At 47.5% G+C, this 17,199-nt stretch carries 20 protein-coding genes; 7 read left to right on the top strand and 13 right to left on the bottom strand.

Annotated elements, in window-relative coordinates; all coding sequences use genetic code 11:
- Nucleotides 1–43 precede the first annotated feature (43 nt).
- A complete protein-coding gene (locus FSB76_RS22645; protein WP_225976281.1) occupies nt 44–1,600 on the top strand; it encodes a sensor histidine kinase in 1,557 nt (518 codons plus the stop codon).
- A complete protein-coding gene (locus FSB76_RS22640; protein WP_225976280.1) occupies nt 1,575–1,955 on the top strand; it encodes a response regulator in 381 nt (126 codons plus the stop codon). The genes FSB76_RS22645 and FSB76_RS22640 overlap by 26 nt, the downstream gene beginning before the upstream one ends.
- Nucleotides 1,956–1,988: 33 nt before the next feature.
- Here the strand turns inward: FSB76_RS22640 and FSB76_RS22635 are convergent, their stop codons facing one another.
- Nucleotides 1,989–3,197 (bottom strand): GAF domain-containing sensor histidine kinase, encoded by a 1,209-nt coding sequence (locus FSB76_RS22635; RefSeq protein WP_147057411.1) that lies wholly within the window; start codon nt 3,195–3,197, stop codon nt 1,989–1,991.
- A 105-nt stretch (nt 3,198–3,302) separates the two neighbouring features.
- Between FSB76_RS22635 and FSB76_RS22630 the strand changes: the two genes are divergently transcribed.
- Nucleotides 3,303–3,665 (top strand): response regulator, encoded by a 363-nt coding sequence (locus FSB76_RS22630; RefSeq protein ID WP_147057409.1) that lies wholly within the window; start codon nt 3,303–3,305, stop codon nt 3,663–3,665.
- A 161-nt stretch (nt 3,666–3,826) separates the two neighbouring features.
- On the opposite strand, the gene FSB76_RS22625 is transcribed toward FSB76_RS22630, so the two are convergent.
- The 3 genes from FSB76_RS22625 to FSB76_RS22615 all read right to left on the bottom strand — a co-directional run bounded on the left by FSB76_RS22625 (nt 3,827) and on the right by FSB76_RS22615 (nt 5,860).
- Nucleotides 3,827–4,747: a helix-turn-helix domain-containing protein gene (locus tag FSB76_RS22625; RefSeq protein WP_147057407.1), complete on the bottom strand. Its 921-nt coding sequence runs from the start codon at nt 4,745–4,747 to the stop codon at nt 3,827–3,829.
- An 8-nt stretch (nt 4,748–4,755) separates the two neighbouring features.
- Complete coding sequence (locus FSB76_RS22620; RefSeq protein ID WP_147057405.1) at nt 4,756–5,517, bottom strand: SDR family NAD(P)-dependent oxidoreductase; 762 nt, start codon at nt 5,515–5,517, stop codon at nt 4,756–4,758.
- A 97-nt stretch (nt 5,518–5,614) separates the two neighbouring features.
- Nucleotides 5,615–5,860: a DUF2630 family protein gene (locus FSB76_RS22615; protein WP_147057403.1), complete on the bottom strand. Its 246-nt coding sequence runs from the start codon at nt 5,858–5,860 to the stop codon at nt 5,615–5,617.
- Nucleotides 5,861–5,968: 108 nt separating this feature from the next.
- Between FSB76_RS22615 and FSB76_RS22610 the strand changes: the two genes are divergently transcribed.
- A complete protein-coding gene (locus FSB76_RS22610) occupies nt 5,969–6,262 on the top strand; it encodes a hypothetical protein (RefSeq protein ID WP_147057401.1) in 294 nt (97 codons plus the stop codon).
- 37 nt (nt 6,263–6,299) lie between these two features.
- Here FSB76_RS22610 and FSB76_RS22605 read toward each other — a convergent pair whose 3' ends face one another.
- Nucleotides 6,300–6,812: a DUF892 family protein gene (locus FSB76_RS22605; protein ID WP_147057399.1), complete on the bottom strand. Its 513-nt coding sequence runs from the start codon at nt 6,810–6,812 to the stop codon at nt 6,300–6,302.
- 4 nt (nt 6,813–6,816) lie between these two features.
- Complete coding sequence (locus FSB76_RS22600) at nt 6,817–7,179, bottom strand: response regulator (protein ID WP_147057396.1); 363 nt, start codon at nt 7,177–7,179, stop codon at nt 6,817–6,819.
- Nucleotides 7,180–7,646: 467 nt separating this feature from the next.
- On the opposite strand from FSB76_RS22600, the gene FSB76_RS22595 reads away from it, so the two are divergent.
- The 3 genes from FSB76_RS22595 to FSB76_RS22585 all read left to right on the top strand — a co-directional run bounded on the left by FSB76_RS22595 (nt 7,647) and on the right by FSB76_RS22585 (nt 13,253).
- Nucleotides 7,647–11,189, top strand: coding sequence for an ABC transporter permease (locus FSB76_RS22595; protein WP_147057395.1), 3,543 nt, complete (start codon nt 7,647–7,649; stop codon nt 11,187–11,189).
- Nucleotides 11,190–11,446: 257 nt separating this feature from the next.
- Nucleotides 11,447–12,475 carry a type IV toxin-antitoxin system AbiEi family antitoxin gene (locus FSB76_RS22590; protein WP_147057393.1) on the top strand — a complete coding sequence of 343 codons (1,029 nt, stop codon included), beginning with the start codon at nt 11,447–11,449 and terminating at the stop codon, nt 12,473–12,475.
- Entirely contained in the window at nt 12,468–13,253 is a 786-nt protein-coding gene (locus FSB76_RS22585) for a nucleotidyl transferase AbiEii/AbiGii toxin family protein (protein ID WP_147057391.1), read from the top strand. Before FSB76_RS22590 ends, FSB76_RS22585 begins: the two co-directional genes overlap by 8 nt.
- 292 nt (nt 13,254–13,545) lie before the next feature.
- Here the strand turns inward: FSB76_RS22585 and FSB76_RS22580 are convergent, their stop codons facing one another.
- The 7 genes from FSB76_RS22580 to FSB76_RS22555 all read right to left on the bottom strand — a co-directional run bounded on the left by FSB76_RS22580 (nt 13,546) and on the right by FSB76_RS22555 (nt 17,191).
- Complete coding sequence (locus FSB76_RS22580; protein ID WP_147057389.1) at nt 13,546–14,004, bottom strand: macro domain-containing protein; 459 nt, start codon at nt 14,002–14,004, stop codon at nt 13,546–13,548.
- Nucleotides 14,005–14,007: 3 nt separating this feature from the next.
- Nucleotides 14,008–14,199, bottom strand: coding sequence for a hypothetical protein (locus tag FSB76_RS22575; RefSeq protein ID WP_147057387.1), 192 nt, complete (start codon nt 14,197–14,199; stop codon nt 14,008–14,010).
- Nucleotides 14,200–14,210: 11 nt separating this feature from the next.
- On the bottom strand, nt 14,211–15,029 hold the full coding sequence (locus FSB76_RS22570; RefSeq protein WP_147057385.1) for a PRTRC system ThiF family protein: 819 nt from the start codon (nt 15,027–15,029) through the stop codon (nt 14,211–14,213).
- On the bottom strand, nt 15,026–15,775 hold the full coding sequence (locus tag FSB76_RS22565) for a PRTRC system protein B (RefSeq protein WP_158642959.1): 750 nt from the start codon (nt 15,773–15,775) through the stop codon (nt 15,026–15,028). Before FSB76_RS22565 ends, FSB76_RS22570 begins: the two co-directional genes overlap by 4 nt.
- 14 nt (nt 15,776–15,789) lie before the next feature.
- The gene (locus FSB76_RS22560; RefSeq protein WP_158642958.1) at nt 15,790–16,692 is read right to left on the bottom strand and encodes a hypothetical protein; all 903 of its coding nucleotides are present in this window, start codon (nt 16,690–16,692) and stop codon (nt 15,790–15,792) included.
- Between the two features lie 104 nt (nt 16,693–16,796).
- Complete coding sequence (locus FSB76_RS32235) at nt 16,797–16,973, bottom strand: hypothetical protein (protein ID WP_158642957.1); 177 nt, start codon at nt 16,971–16,973, stop codon at nt 16,797–16,799.
- Nucleotides 16,974–16,975: 2 nt separating this feature from the next.
- Nucleotides 16,976–17,191, bottom strand: a complete 216-nt coding sequence (locus FSB76_RS22555) for a PRTRC system protein C (RefSeq protein ID WP_147057379.1) — start codon at nt 17,189–17,191, stop codon at nt 16,976–16,978.
- Nucleotides 17,192–17,199 lie beyond the last annotated feature (8 nt).

Here is a 17,199-nt window from a genome sequence, read left to right as displayed (position 1 = left end):
GCAAAAGATTTGCAATGTTCCGAAACATAAAAAAGGGTACAAATTGGACAGTTTAAAAAACGGGGAATTTTCATTTTCCAACGACACCATAAAACAAGATCTTTCCCTGTTGATTCAGGCACTGGATTCGTCTATTTCCGGGATCATTTTAACAGATAACCAGCAGCCGGATAATCCTATTATCTATTGCAACAAGGCTTTTGAGCGGATCACTGGTTACCGGCGCCATGAGATCATCGGTCATAACTGCCGTTTTCTTCAGAAAGAGGATCGAAATCAGAAAGAAAGACTGGTTCTCAGAAAGGCTGTTGATGATGGAACCGAATGTGTAGTTGAGATGCGCAATTACCAAAAGAACGGTACCCTTTTCTGGAATGAACTTTATATGTCGCCAATAAAAGATGAGCGTGGTAATGTTTGTTATTTCATCGGTGTTCAAAATGATATCACCCGCCGTAAAAAAGCGGAGCAGGAATTACTCCACCAGCAGTCTGTCATGGAAGCGCAGATACAGGAGCGCACCAGGAGCCTGAGAGAAAGTGAGGATTATTTGTCGAGTATCGTTCAAACGGTCAGGGAAAGCCTGGTGGTGCTGGACCCGGGATTTAAAGTTTTAAGTGTCAACGATCACTTTTTAAAAACTTTCAAGGTGACCAAAGAAGAGACCGAAGGAAAGTTACTTTATGAATTAGGGAACGGTCAATGGGATATCGTTCAGCTTAAAGAGCTGCTTGAAAGTATCTTGCCAACCAACAACCCGGTCGAAGAATTTGAAGTGGAACACGATTTCCCGCATATCGGCAAAAAATTAATGCTGCTGAATGCACACCGGATCGAACTGGAGGGGCAGTATAAAGACCGGATATTGATCGCTATCGAAGACATTACCGACAGGCGCGAACTGGAAAGACGCAAAGATGATTTTCTTTCCATCGCCAGTCATGAATTAAAAACGCCGCTGACAACAATTAAAGGTTATGTACAGGTCATGCAACGCCTGTTGCCGGAAACAGTAAGTGACAAATTTAAAGATATCCTGCGAAAAACCGGGGTCTATGTAGAGCGTTTAAATACGCTGATCTCAGAGTTATTGGATATGTCCAGGATACAGACCGGCAATATTGAATTGCACAAAGAGACTTTTGATTTTGATAGGGCAATTCATGAAGCGGTGGAGAATATTCAAACGGCTACGAAAACGCACCAGATCATTATTCGCGGCCAGGCGACTAACAGCTATACCGGCGACGAATCGCATATTGTCCAGGTAATTAATAATTTATTATCGAACGCGATCAAGTATGCGCCGGAATCCGGTGAGGTCCAGGTCTATTTATCCAGGGTCAGCAACTATTTAAAGGTATCCGTGTCTGATAAGGGTATGGGGATAAAGATAGAGGACCAGAAAAAGATCTTTGACCGTTTTTACCGCGTCGGAGATATACAGCAGCGTTTTCCGGGAATGGGCATCGGACTTTATGTTTGCGACCAGATCATCAAAAATCATGGCGGGACCCTTTGGGTGGAAAGTGAACCGGCCCAGGGTTCGACATTTAGCTTTACCTTACCTTTAGATGAAAGGAAATCTGATGAGCAATAAAACGATCCTGATCTGTGATGATGACGAAGGTATCCTGGATATGCTGGAACTGATCCTGGAAGAAACAGGTTACCGGATCATCCCGGTGAAGAATAGTCTGCACATTTATGAGGAGATCGAAAAGGAAAATCCTGACTTAATTCTGCTTGATTTGTGGATGCCGGTATTGTCGGGAGATCAGGTATTGCGGACTTTGAGAAAAAATCCGGAGACAAAAAGCCTGCCTGTGATCGTTATTTCTGCAAGCCGGGAAGGAGAAAAAATTGCAAATGATGCTGGTGCGGACCTGTTTCTGGCAAAACCTTTTGACCTTGATAATTTAGTGACAACCGTACAGGAAATCATCGCTGCGTGATTTCGTCAGCCTGAATTCGGATTATAATAGAGCCTATTTTTTTAACCTAACGGTAAATTCCGAACCTTCACCAGGAATCGATTTGAGCGTGATGGAGGCGCCCAGCAAATATAGCAAATCCTTTACCGTGCCCAGGCCGATACCGGACCCCTGGTTGTTAAAGCGGTCTTTAACTTTCAGTGTAAAGTTATGGGCAAATATCTTATCATGATATTCTAACGGTATACCCTGTCCGTTATCTTCAACAGCTAAGCGGTAGTCATGTTCATCTTCGGAAAAATGGATACGGATCAATCCCAGTGACTTGTCGTTATAGCGTATCGCATTGCTCAGCAGGTTGATCAAAATTTGCTCAATTGCAATAACCGAAAAATATACCTGCTGGTTTTCATCCGGCCATTCAATTCTGATGCTGTCCGGCACGGTCAGCAAACTCACCACTTTACCGATCAGCGCATTCAGGTTAAACTCCTGGCGCTTTTCCAGCAGCAAAGCAGGTTCTTTGGAATAGGCCATCATTTCATCCACCAGCACCAGCAAATTATCCGCCGCCGAAATATTCATATTCACTAAACGTAAACAGCCCTCATTTTGCGTGATCTCCTGACGGGTACGCAGTGCCTGCGAGGTCAGCCGGATACTGCTCAGCGGGTTTTTAATATCGTGGGCCGCCATCGAAGCAAACTTCTGGATCAGGACATTGGCGTTGATCAGTTCCTGGTTAGTCTTCTCCAGTTGCATCACTTTGCGTTGTAACTCGATCTTATCTACCACCTGTTTGGCTAATGCTTTTAAAGCATCGATCTGGGCTTCGCTGAAATCATGCGGCTCCTGATCCAGAACGCAAAGCGTTCCTAAAGCATAACCATCCTCATTCACCAAAGGGACACCTGCGTAAAAAGTAACTTGTGCATCCGTCACCACCGGGTTGGTGGCGAACCGCTCGTCCTGCAAGGCATCCGGCACGATCATAATTTCCTCTGTTCCTGCTATCGCATAAGTGCAAAAGGATAGGTCACGAAAATTTTCGGTCAGGTCCGTACCGATATGGGATTTAAACCACTGGCGTTTGTCGTCGATAAAAGTGATCAGGGAAATGGGCGTCCCGCAGATTGCGGATGCGATGGCAGCGATGGCGTCGAAGTCTTTTTCTTCACCGCTGTCGACGATGGCATAGGAGGCTAAAGCCGCCAGCCTTTCGGCTTCATTTTCCGGTACCGGCAACGCTTTTTCTTTCTCCATCAATGTACCAAAGGTACGCTTTAAAAAAGAATATGCGTCACCGCCGAGCAACAACCCGTATTACTGGCACCGTATTCGCAACGTATATATTCTAAGCGGTTATAGATGGGCAAGAAAATACTTTTACTGGATGATGACCAGAGCATTTTATACATAGTTTCTTACCTGTTGAAAGACAGCGGATTTGAAGTAAAAACCCTGGCTACCGGGATGGAAGTCTTTGCTGTGATCGCCGAATTTCAGCCCGACCTGGTATTGATGGATGTGATGCTGGCGGAAATGGATGGCCGCCTGATCTGCAGGGATTTAAAAAATAATATATTAACCCTGCACATACCTGTGATCCTGATATCCGGAACTCATGATCTGTCTGAATCCCTGCAGCAACAAGGCGCACCAAATGATTTTTTATCCAAACCCTTTGACCTGGATGATTTGCTCCACAAGATCAATGTGCAATTGGTATAGCCTCTTTTACCACACAGTGATTCGTCTAATACGGAAAGTTGTCCTTCCAGCTTTACGCCTGTTTTCGGCGTCTAAAAATATATCCGGCTCCAGGCCTGTCCGTTAACACCTTATTTAATAAAATAGTTCAGGCATTATTACCGATGACAAACGGTGCTCAATCAATTAAAAGACTTGCGAAACTCCTGCGGAGACAAACTGGTCTTGGTTTTAAACAGCGTACTGAAAGATTGCGGATGTTCAAAGCTGAGTTCATAGGCCACCTGGCTGATGGATAAGTTGGTGGTAGACAATAGCTCTTTGGCTTTATCAATAAGTTTCAGGTGAATATGCTGTTGCGCATTTAAGCCGGTCAGCGAACGCAGCATATCACTCAAATAATGAGGGGAAAGATGAAGCTGGTCTGCGAGGTACTGAACTGTTGGCAATCCCCGATTTGCGGAGTTTTTTTTGTCAAAATACACATCCAGCAAGTCTTCCATTTTTTGCAGCAGGTCATTGTTGACCGCTTTACGGGTCAGGAACTGGCGCTGGTAAAAACGGTAGGCATAATTCAAGAACAATTCTAACTGGGAGATCAGCACATCCTGGCTTAACCTGTCGATACGGCTATTGAGTTCATCATCAATCAGTCTGGCCATATTTAAAACAACTTCTTTTTCCTGGTCTGAAAGGTGTAACACTTCGGTAGCAGCATAAGAAAAAAAGTTGTATTGTTTGATCTTTTTAGCCAAAGGATAATTGAGCAGCAGGTCGGGATGGACAAATAAAGTAAACCCACTGAAGTCGAGGTTCTCATCGCTGGTGCCAGTCAGCTGGTTCGGAGCCAGGAAGAACAGGCCGCCCTCTTCGAAATCATAGTAATGCTGGCCGTACCGGAATTTCCCTTTGAGGTTAGGCTTATAGGATATCTTATAAAAAGGCAGTATGAATTGTTTACAGCTGCTGTGCGGTATGCGGATCTTGCCATCAGTATTATAAACCAGGCTGATCAGCGGGTGCACAGGCTTAGGCAAGCCCAGCACCCGGTGAAATTCCGATAGCGATTCAAATTTGTAAGGAGCTTCTGTGTCTTTTTTCATTTCAATGTTTACCAGGGTATATGCTCATTTTCCCAGCGGGTAAAGGTACCATTCGGATCATCAGGCCCAAACAGGCAGACCCGTACGACTTCGCGTGAACCATCTTCTATGGATTCTATACCTTCGAAACCATTCAGCGCGGTACTGGTAAACGCCGGTGATACCAGGTTCAGTTTAATTCCGCTGCCTTCCAATTCGATCATCATGGCCAGTGACATGGCATTAAGCGCGGTTTTGGAAGCAGCGTAAACCGGGCCATAAAATGCACGGTAAGGAAATGCCGGGTCGGCATTGGAAGCCAGCGAGCCAACACCGCTCGAAACGTTAACGATGCGGGCGTCAGAAGATTTTCGCAGCAACGGCAGCATGGCCTGGTAAACGGCCAGTACCCCAAAAACGTTGGTTTCCCAGACAGCTCGCACTTCATCCAGTGAAGCGGTACTGGCTTTGCTGATCTGTGCATATGCTGCGAGCGATAAATCGCCTTTCCGGGTATTGGATATGGCAGCGTTATTCACTAACAGGTCCAAACGACCGAACTCCTTTTCAATCCGCCCCGCCGCTGCGGTGACGGATGCCTGATCGGTCACATCGATCTGGATGGCCATTGCGCCTGTCCCGGTTGCTTTTGCTGCTGCCTGCCCTTTATCCAAATTCCGGGAACCCAGCAATACGGTGACACCGGCTTTTACTAATTCTTTGGCGACCTGCAGGCCAACGCCCTGATTGGCACCGGTGATCAGCGCGATTCTTTTATCATGATTTTCCATAGCTCAAAGGTCGGGTGACCGGATCATGGAAAATTAAGCAAAGTGCGGAATCTTGTATGCATAATGAATCACGACGATCCGATAAGTTACAATCGTATTATTCCTTATATTTTTCGATGGTTTCGCTTGAACGCATTTTCGCCCTTTCAGGATCCTCACCCGCATCGCGAAACGCCCTGCGCTGGCGCAACAGGTCCCAATACTGATCCAGTTCTGATTTGACTGTGTGCAGATCTTTTACCTCGTCATCGGTCAGGTTTGGTTTGCCGTACAAATGCTCTTCTTTTTCGGTTAATTGTTTGATGTGATCCAATACTGACCGGTCGTTCTTGTTGTTTTCCATGATATCGCTTGTGGTAATACAAGCACTCAACCGGGTTAAAGTTTGGGCGGCGCCAGTATAGTTGCTAACAAGTGAAACTTAATCGCCATCCAAAGCTTGTACAGACCTATGGCAACCATCAACAATGTAAAGCCGCTGAGCGCGGAAAAGTTATTCGATTTGTTAAAAACAGCATTCGCGGACTATATCAACGGAAAGTTAAATTCCAACCTGGCTATTGAATATGCCCATGTATTCAATGAGATCAATGTGTCCTTCCCGGAAGTGATCGAGGGCCCGGCCCTGAATATTACGATTACGGAACAGGAACTGACCGTTACCGTACTGGCTGCCGGGTCTGACTATAACACCGGTTTACTGGCAGAACAGCTGAACGGTTTCCTGGAAGAGCAGGCAGGTTAAAGGTGTTTTTCGCGGCCAGGTCAGCTTCCGGCTAATTTTACCTGGTTATGTATTTGGCCGCGATCAGCAGTAACAACGTACGGTCGGCTTTCGCCTCGTCATAATTCTCTTTGAGCAGTTGGGTGACCTGTTTGTTTTTGAGTTTGACCGCGGCTATTTGTAATATCTGGAAAGAAGCCATTTCCACGCTTTCGATATTTTGCAGGTAAAATATGATGGACATGTCGCGCAATTCTGCTTCCCCCTCCTGCTCTCGGATAGCCTGGAAGGCATCATCCACCAACCCGGTCAGCCCGTTAATGCTGCCTTTGGAAATTTCAGCATCCAGCAACTCGTAGATCACTTCCATCCGGGCGATCTGTTTCTCCACGTCCTCAACGGTCTCCCTGATCGCGTGCCGCAGGTCGCTGAAGTGTACTTCATCCTGTAGTTTAGGCAGCCATTCTACCAAATGGGCTTTTGCATAATAAATCCTGTTGAGGTGGTTGACGAAAAATACCTTTAACTTTTCCGACCCTAATTGAATTGACTTTCCTTTTTGCTCGCTCATGCGGCTAAGATAGATATTCTTTTACCTGCGCCAGCAATTCATAAATATCGAATGGCTTAGCCAGGTAAGCATCAGCCCCGCACTCCCTGGCAATAATGCTCAGATCAGATTCTGCCGAAACGAGCATTACCGGCAGATGCCGTGTGTTTTGCTGGGACTTTATCTCCCGGCAAATCTCCTGGCCGTCTTTCGCCGAACCCACGATCCGAACATCCAGTAAGACCAGGTCTGGTTGGATGACCTGCAGATGTTCTGCCGCTTCACCGGTGTTGGACAAAACGATGTCATACCCGCTCTCCTGGAAGATGATGTTCAGTAATTCCAGGATATCTTCATCGTCATCGATGACGAGTACGCGCTTGGCCATAATGCAGTGTAAGCATACATCGCAGCAAATAGCAGTCCAAGATTACATTTACCAGTTCTTAAAGTTAATATTAAGCAATTTCCTGTTTAAGAAACAAAAATAAAAGATTGGTCCACCAGCATTATTGGATGAATAATCATTTTTTTGTAGCTAACAGCGACCTTTTTTCCTGTTGGGTGGTCAACTGACCCTAAGTCAGCTATTCAAAGAAGCAACTATATACCTGGGCACTATGAAAAGGCCATATATCCCTCTCGTTAACCGAGATGTTCCTGAAATCCATCCGTACAGGTAACATAACCGATGTGCATAGCTTTTTCGCCGACACGGCCCAAATTTCTTCGTGTGGCCAGAAACGAACGGGCTATTGTCCGTTTACATTACAGTACCGGCTTGCCAACGGCATACAAACAACTGATTTTTAATATTTTACGAAAACGGAACAAAGATTGAATGTGTTGTAGTATTTGAATTTCAATGCGTCCTATATTTCCCTGTATGATCTGCTGCTCTGCGGGATGCTTTCCGTTGCTTTGGCTTTTACCGGGTTATTAGGTTTTGCTCAAGGTACCCACCGGCCGGCCAACCGCTTCCTGGCGCTGGCACTATTCCTGATGCTGTTCCGGATAGCCCGGCAACTCGTCCTTACCATCCGGCTGCCGGATTTCCTTCCTGAATGGCTTGCCGTATTCGCGTTGCTTTCATCAGGGCCGCTCAGCTATTTTTATGTACGGAAAACGATCCGGCCAGTATACCGGTTCGGCCGGAAGGACCTGCTGCACCTCAGCCCGGTCTTAGCAGGGTTAGGTACCTGTTACCTGCAATCCATCCATTCGTCCGGCCCTGTTGCAGCGTTGCCGGTATGGGGTTCCGCTATGCTGTATTTGTTTTTGGCTTACCGCCAGCTTCAGGATCACTGCCGACAACAAGCGCTTGTACTCATGGACCGGTCCCGCCTGAAATTCCGCTGGCTTCGGCGCTTACTGGCTGTCATGGCCTTGTGGTGGTGTTTGTGGCTGGTGTCCATAAATACCGGATGGATGTCTTTTTACCCGTTTTTAGCGGTTATGGTTACCGGGATCGCGCTTGCCGTACATTTGCGGCCGCATGACGCACTAACAGCACCGGCAGCGAAACCAGTGCTTCGCGCGGAGTCAAGATCAAAAGCCATCTGGCTTAAGCAGGAAATGAGAGCCGGCCGCTATCACCAGGACCCGCAACTGACTTTGACCTCCCTTGCCGAAAAGCTTGGCCTCAGCACGCATGAGCTATCCCGCATCATTAACAGCGGGCTTAAAAAAAGCTTTCCAGAGTTCATCAACGGCTATCGTGTGGCAGAAGTGATACGCAAAATGCGGGACCCCGCTTACGACCGGTTGAACCTGGCCGGCATCGCTTATGATTCCGGCTTCAGTTCCAAAAGCACCTTCCACCGTATTTTCAAGGACCTGACCGGGAAAAGCCCGGCCGACTATAAGGATGGCCAGGAAAAAGAACTCCCGGTTTATAAACTGAGACCCGGGGCGCTTCCCGGAGCGGTATTTTTACGTCAGGAAACCATTTCAAAATGGTCTGATAACAAATTAAACCGCAATTTTATGTTCAGAAACTATCTCAAGGTCTCGCTGCGCTTTTTATTAAAAAACCGCTTTTTCAGCTTGCTCAATATTACCGGCCTGGCGGCAGGCACCCTATGCTGTCTGTATATCCTGCTTTATGTGCAGGACCAGTACAGCTATGACAGGCACCATAAAGACGCGGCGACGATTTACCGCGTAACGACCTCCCTCGGGCATACCGGCGACGTCAACAATATGGCCACCGCTTCACCGCCAATCGCGCCGGCCATGAAGTATGACTTCCCGGAGGTGCAGCAATATACCCGCGTCATCCCTACGCTGGGCATCAGCGAACACCTGCTCAGCTACCAGGATAAGGCTATTTATGAACAGGGCGCGATCATGGTCGACTCCACCTTTTTTAAGGTCTTTACCTATCATTTCACGCAGGGCTCTCCGGAAAATGCCTTTACCGATGTCAATAGTATCGTGTTATTAAAACCGGTGGCCGACAAGCTTTTCGGCAGCGCTGATCCGGTCGGAAAAGTGATTACGATCGACGATGCGGATGGCAAGAATATTTTTAAGGTGACCGGAGTGGTCGATGAAAGTGCCGGGAAGTCACAAATCAAGGCCAATCTTTTTATCCGCCTGAACAAGAACGGCTACGGCGGCGGTATCCTGACCAACAATTCCTGGGCGGGCAATAATTTTACGGAATCGTATGTCAGGTTACGTGCCGATGCCAATGTGAGCGCCCTGGAGAAAAAGCTGCCCGCCTTCCTCAACAAATACGGGGCGGACCAGCTCAAAAGTTCCGGGATGAGCAAATCCCTTCACCTGCAGCCATTAACTTCCGTTCATACCACCCCGGGTTATAACGCGGAGAGCGGTAAGATCGTCAGCACTTCTTTTCTGTATGTGCTGATCCTGATAGCGGTATTGATCCAGCTCATCGCCTGTATCAACTTCATGAACCTGTCTACGGCCCGCGCGTCCCAGCGGGCAAAAGAAGTGGGGGTAAGAAAAGTAATTGGGGCCGGGAAATATGACCTGATCACCCAGTTTTTGGGGGAATCTTTTTTATTGTCCTTTATCGGTGTCCTTATCGCTTTGCCGTTATTGTGGCTGGCTTTGCCTTATTTAAACCAGATCACGCAGGCCAGTATCCGGCTGTCATTTTTTGGTGACGTACGCCTGTTGCTACTTCTGGGCGGTTTAGTCCTGTTCACCGGCCTGGCCGCCGGCGGTTACCCGGCATTTTACATGTCGGCATTCAAAGCCATCAAAGTGATCAAGGGAAATTTTACCAGCCAGTTTTCCACCCAGGTATTGAGGCGTTCGCTGGTGGTGTTCCAGTTCGTCATTTCCATTATCCTGATCACGGGGGTGATCATTATTTACAGCCAGTTAAATTATATCAAAAACCGTGACCTTGGTTTTGACAAAGACCAGCAGATCATCCTGACGTTTCATACCAATGACACCAAGAGTAAAATGAACGCGCTTGCAACCGGCCTGGGGCAACTGGCCGGTGTCCGGTCAATCTCCCGCGTCAGCAATACTTTCGGCGCTGAACATTATTTCGACTGGGGTGTGTATCTGTCCGGCATGAACCCGGCCGAAGCTGTTGATCAGCAAAATCTGTATGCCGATGAACATTTCGTTCAAACCATGGGGCTTAAGCTTGCCGCGGGCCGCAACCTGATGGCCGGAGATTCGGGAAAGGTGCTGATCAACGAGGCGCTGGCCAAACGGTTGTCCCTGGCTCCCGAAAAGGCCCCGGGTGTCACGCTGTTTTCCGATGGTGACCGTAAATTCCAGGTAGCAGGTATCGTCAAAGACTTTAACTTCCGGTCGCTGCATGACAACATCGACCCGTTCATGATCATCTACGCGCCGAAAGCCCAGGAGGTCGATAAACTGATCCTGAATACGGACACCAAAGATTACGCCGCCTTTTTAGCCAAAGCCGGGCAGGTATGGCATCAATACCTGCCGCAAACCCCTTTCGATTATACGTTTATGAATGACCGGATGCAAAGTGCTTACGAGAACGATATCGTGCTCTCGCAGATCATCAATTCTTTTACGCTGATCGCCATATTAATTTCCTGCCTGGGCTTGTTCGGCCTGACTGCCTTCAGCGCCGAACAGCGCAACAAGGAGATCGGGATACGGAAAGTACTGGGGGCCAGTGTTTCCGGCATTGTGCGGTTATTGTCTAAAGACTTCCTGCGGTTGGTGCTTATTGCCTTTGTGATCGCCGCGCCGCTGGCCTGGTGGGCCATGAGCCGCTGGCTGCAGGGCTTTGTTTACCGTGTGGGGATCAGTTGGTGGATGTTTGCCCTGGCTGCGGCGGCTGCGCTGGTCATAGCCGTACTGACCGTGAGCGTGCAGGCGGTGAAAGCGGCGGTAGCGAACCCGGTCAAAAGTTTGCGCTCCGAATGAGGGTTCCCCGGGCAGAAGCCGCCGATGCGTTTGGCTGATTATGGGCCGGTTATATAGCTTAAGGAGTTCTCCATCGTGCAAGTGCGATCTGTACAATTTTCATTGTGAAACAAAGCATTCATTCTTATTATTTACATAGCATGATGCGCTTGTTCAATTAAAAAATCTGTTCATGAATCATGAACAGATTTTTTAATTGAACAAATCCTACCTGTACATTTGCTTTTAAATAATTTGTTCATTAAATTTGACTGTTCATGAATCATGAACAGTCAAATTTAATGAACACCAAAGAACGGGAAATACTAGATCAGGCAACTGAAAAACTGGCGCTGCTGACAGGCGTAACGATTAAAACCCTGAGAGCGGGTGTCGCACAGCCGGACAAGGAATCTGATGCAGAGATAGAAATCTGCAGCGCCAAAAACAAGGTGCATTTTGCCGTAGAGATCAAAAACGAGCTGCGAAATAAAAAACTCCTTCCTGTTCAGCGTCAAACGGGGGCAGCAAATCTTCTGGTTGCACAGTATATACCCAAGCCGCTCAAACAGGAATTGAAAAGCATCAACTATAACTATCTCGACGCTGCGGGAAACTGTTTCATACAGACCCCTGAATTATTTATATATATCAATGATCAGCAGGTAACCGAGACCCGGGTGCCGGTGGAAGGTAAGTTATGGAAGACTGCAGGCCTGAAATTCCTGTTTGCGATATTGATGCAACCGGAACTCCTGAACCATCCCTACCGGCGGATCGCTGATGAAGCCGATATTGCTTTAGGTAATGTTGGCGGTTTGCTGGAAGAATTGAAAAAAGAAGGTTATGTACTGGATGGCGGCAAAAATAAGGGACTTTTCATCGAGCATAAAGAAAGACTGATCAACCGGTGGGCAGAAGCATACCGGGCAACCCTGCGGCCGAAATTACTGGCAGGTAATTTCCGGTTTATTGACAAAGATCAGGTCAATCACTGGGATCAGCTCGAGACGAACCAGTTTAAGTGGGGCGGTGAAAATGCCGGTGCGCTGCTGACCAATTTTCTGCAACCTGAGAAATTCACCATGTACACGAGGGAGCCTAAGGCTGTACTGATGAAAAAATTGCACCTGGTGCCCGACCTTAATGGCAATATCGAGATACTGGAACAATTCTGGAAAGATAACGGGCCAGGCATTCACACACCAACAGTACCGGCCCTGTTGGCCTACGCGGAATTAATCACCAGCTTCGACAGCCGTAACCAGGAAACCGCGGAGCGCATCAAAATGAAATACATTGACTGAACTGATCTTATATCCCGGCATAACCGAAATGCTGAAAGAAATGGAACCGGTGTTTACCCTATTCGGGATAGATTACTACGTGGTTGGCGCGGTAGCCCGTGACATCCACCTCTCCGCTGATCCGGGCGCGGCAGCGATCCGCAAAACAAAGGATGTAGATCTCGCTATCCTGATCAATAATGAAGGTCAGTTCAACCAGCTCAAAGCCGCATTGATCGCCACAGGAAATTTCAGCGCAGATGCCCAGGAAACCATCAAATTGTTTTACCGTCATTCCATCGAAGTAGATCTTTTACCTTTTGGGGCTATTGAAGAACCCAACCGTCATGTAAAGCTCACAGATCCCTCGTTCGTCCTGAATATGCCCGGCTTCCTGGAAATCTACCCCTTCGTTGAGGCTATACAGGTCACGGATACGATGAGCATTAAGGTTTGCACGATGGAGGGAATCATTCTGCTGAAGCTGATATCCAATAATGACAGGCCTCAAAGAACGAAAGATATTACCGATATTGAACACATCATCCGTGTTTACTTCGACCTTTATTCCGGGGATATTTACGAGGAAAACTTTGACATTATGGACAGGTATGACACCGATCAGAGCGACTATTTGCAACTCGTTTGTTCGAGGGTCATCGGAAGAAAAATCAATCATCTGCTGGCGGGATCAGATGACCTGCGGGAAAGGATCAAGCAAATTATAAAAAACAGGCCAACGACCTGGTGGCAGGCCATGCTCGATGGGTTAAACGACGAAGCGGCACCGGCCAATTGAAATGATTACTGCAACCAGACCTTTAATTATCGGCTGCAAAATGACTATGACAGTTATCTCAATGATCCTGTTAATCAGTATGCGCCAGATCAGCAGCATGAAATTATCCCGAAGGATCAACATCAGCAGGTTCCACTGGTAAACCTGGAAGCGGTTAAAGCCTAATGACCGGAGCATTCCTGAACCATGGAGCGCCCCGTATTTTCTCCCAAAATTAGTTCATTCGAAAATACGGGGCGAAACGGGGCGGGCGAATGCCCGCCCGCCGGGCTATTTCAACTATTCCCACCGCTTAGTTTATCTGGGGTTCATAAACCCAAATGGCCTTATCCAGTTCGCCCAGGTGCTGTTCGATCATCGCTCTGACGACTTTCCAGTCCAATCCACCGTTACCGCAGCCTAAAGCGGGCATGGCCAAACTTTGAACAGGGTTAGCCTGTAGATATGCCGCCAATGCGATTAAACCGCTTTCGATGTACGCATAGGCAGATGGCAGTTTCCAATGCCGTTTGGTCGGCAGGTTGATAATGAGCCTTTCCCCTGAAAGCAGGTTGCTGTCTTTGACGACCAATAGCTGCCCGGTCTGTAAGTTACCATTCAGGCAAGCCTGACGGTAAACCTCAAAATTATGCGGAAAGGCCAGTTTGAATTCCAGCGCGATGCCCTTGCCCATCACACCTACCGTGTTGACCGTATTGACCAACGCTTCCGCACTTGAATCCAGTAAATTGCCCGTTGTGAACCGTAACATCGTTTATTTTTGCTGTCTGATTTCCGTGTCCAATAATACCAGTTTTTGATAAAAGTCCTCCCAGTATTTATATAAATACAATTGGTATTCCGTTGGTTTGTTTACCCTGTAACGCCGGAAATCATCCGCCTGCAAGATAGCTAAAGAAAGATCGGTTACTTTAACTTCCTTCCCGTCCAGATCAATAATTTTCATGATGTTTTTATTTAAGCCACTTTGACGGGCTGCGTCCTGAAATCTTTAAGGTTTAAAAAGAAACCCCTGTTAAATAGTATGCCCTCCCTCAATAACTGCCATAACAACGATGCGCCGACATTGGCCAAAGCGGAATTGATAAATAAATCCTGTTTGGTCAGGGCTTCGGCAAGTGAACAGCTTGGGGTGTTATCCCCCTGTTCGGAGGAACAGAGCAATTCCCGAAATTCATCGGTAACCAAAGGAAGACATTCCACCGGGTTATATAATTCCGATGCAGGTTGCCTGATATGCGCTATGGTTGAAAGTATCACCTGCCCGCTTGTCCGGCTGTTGCCAAAATCCATCCAGTATTGGACATGGTTACGGCCACTATGATTTTTAGACAGGTATTTCAATACCTCTGCAATATCGTAACGGGCCTCTACCGTATCCACGCAGGATATGGTGATCACGGCACTTGCAAAATCCCGGTCCGCTAACATATGTTTATCATAGCGCCGGGTTTCGGCTTTCCAGTTCGTGCCGAAAAAACGGTTGATGCGGTTAATCAGCGCAACGGATTTGTGCAGGCCGATCTCAGCAGTCGTAAACAATTGCCTCCCGAGGTTGGCAGGGTCAACGGTATCAGGATCAAATACCCTGACGAACAAACCCGCATGACCTAAAGCGATCAGCGCATGGCTCATTCTTGCCAGTGCCGTCAAGACCTGACCTCCCGTGCCTCCTGCCCCGATCAGGTTGATGGTAACCGGGTTATAAGGCTGCAATAATTCCTTTTGAACGATATGTACAGCAGGTTTCTGTGTCTTTTTATTCCGTGCTTTCATATAATGATATTTTTAAGCGTGTAACCTGTTTTGATTAATTCATCCTGCGGAAAATCCCTGCCCGTTCCCGCCAGTGTGCGCCATAGGTCGGTCGTATTTGTCCTGGTATTGTGGTTGCCGCTGATGGAATGGCTGAACTGGCTGTTAAAGAAATACTGCTCCCAAAGGCTCATAAAATCCTCCAAGCATTCGGTTTTGCTGATGGCGATGTTCACCGTCCCCATACACACCTGTCCGCTGTTATAGATATTCAGATACGGGGCGTGTTGTAATGCGGTGTTTCCGGCGGGGCGCTGCTTCCCCTTTACCGCATAAACGCTTACATGTTCCGCATTGGCTTTCCATACCATGGCAGGTATTTTAAACCTGCCCGATGGAATATTCAGGTTACCTGTAAAGAATAGCGTTACTTCCCGTGGCGGGGAATACCATACCGCATAACCATTACCCTGCTGATTGACATACAAAACGTTCAGGGGCAGCAGTGCCCTGCTTTTCAGATAGCCGCCTTTCAAATCCTGCGAAGTTTGCAGGAGGTCGGCCAATGCACTCATTTCTTTAACAGATAAGGGATGTGCATTAACGGGTTTGCCGTTGATGCCGATGTCATAACTTTCCACATAAATCTGTGTTTCCCGTTCATTTCTCTGGAACTGGTTGATCTCTTCTTCCTTGGTGTGCCTGTAAATGAGCAGGGCTTTAAATGGTTCAAACCCACTGTTAAACTGTTGGCTGATGTTTTTCATCTTATTATTGTTTTTTAACGGCATTCAAGAGGGCTTGGCCGTTCTTCATGGTCATAAGCGTTTAATAAATCCCGCAAACGTTCGATCAGGTCAAACAAGCGGTTTTCGAAATCAAAATCGGTTCGTTCCGTTTCGGGCATGTTGTCGAAATAGTAAATAGCAGTTGGTTCATCCATCACAGGTCTTTCCTGAAAGCTGCAATTGATCATTTCCATTAACTCATGCTCAAAACAATCGTGGTCACTCCAATAAAAACTGGTGTACTCCTCCACCCTGATCCGTTCTTCTTCGTCGGGATAAACCAAATCCGGGTGGATACTGTCGGGTAATGAGCGTTTAGGGTATTGTTGGTATAGCTGTAAAAAACCGATGGCCAATACTTCCCATTCCTGTTGATGGCTGTCCCTGTGGCGATAATCGGTGACCACCTGTTCCATTTTTAATAACCAGTCAGGGTTTTTAATGACGGGCATGATGTGGCCACCTGCACGCCTCAATTCGTACAGGGTATCCTCCTGCTGCCTGCGCCATTCTCCATCTTCATCATCACTCATGCGCTCGTCCTCCGCTTCGCTGATCCATTGTTCCAGTGTATCGTACTGGTAATCCATGAAACTGCCGTTCTCGGCGTAGAATGGAATATCGACCACCTGATGCAGGTAGGCGAAAATAACGGTCACCAGTTCGGTGATGCGCTGCTGTTCCGCAGACTGCAACCATAACCAATAGGGCCTGACAGGAATATAAAACAGGCAATGGCTCAGATCGAGGGTTTTGACTACCGACAAAACCGCCTTTTTACCTTTATCCTGTAAGATCATGCAATGGTGGTTGCGGTCTTTAGCACTCACCTCCTTTTCCAATGCCTGCCATGTGGCATAGATGTTTTGCGGGAACGGCAGCCCGGTAACGGGCAAGGGGATTTGATAGTAATTACAGAGATTGGCAAGGGAGCCAAAATACTCCCCTGCTATCCTTTCCCTGTTCCCGCTGAACGACCAGAACGGGCGGAAACTGTGGTTTAAAAAACCATTACTGTTAATCCGGCGGGTGCGCTCCTTAGCGGGTTGCGCCTTACTTCGTTTGCATCGGGCAGGCGGTCTATGCCCGCTGCCAGTTCTCCGAACAACTGCTGAATTTTCCATACGTTTCCTTTTTTATCAATTTTCACTATCCTGTTTTCTGCTTTATTTTTCATGGCTATCCTTTCGTTCCCATCGTGCTTTCAAAACGGTACTGCATTTCATCGTCCCTGATGTCAGGACCGATAATTTTGGCGTTAGTCAGCACCGGGTAAGTACCCGCATAGAAATGCTGCACATCGGCAATGGTAAAAGCTTCGTTCGGGTCGGTCAGCCGGATGTCCTGCCCGTTCTCTTTATGCAGGAACACCCGCTTTAAGATATTTACTTTCATGGCAGGTC

Source organism: Mucilaginibacter ginsenosidivorax, from assembly GCF_007971525.1.
Classification (GTDB): domain Bacteria; phylum Bacteroidota; class Bacteroidia; order Sphingobacteriales; family Sphingobacteriaceae; genus Mucilaginibacter; species Mucilaginibacter ginsenosidivorax.
This window is presented reverse-complemented; position numbering and strand designations above follow the sequence as displayed.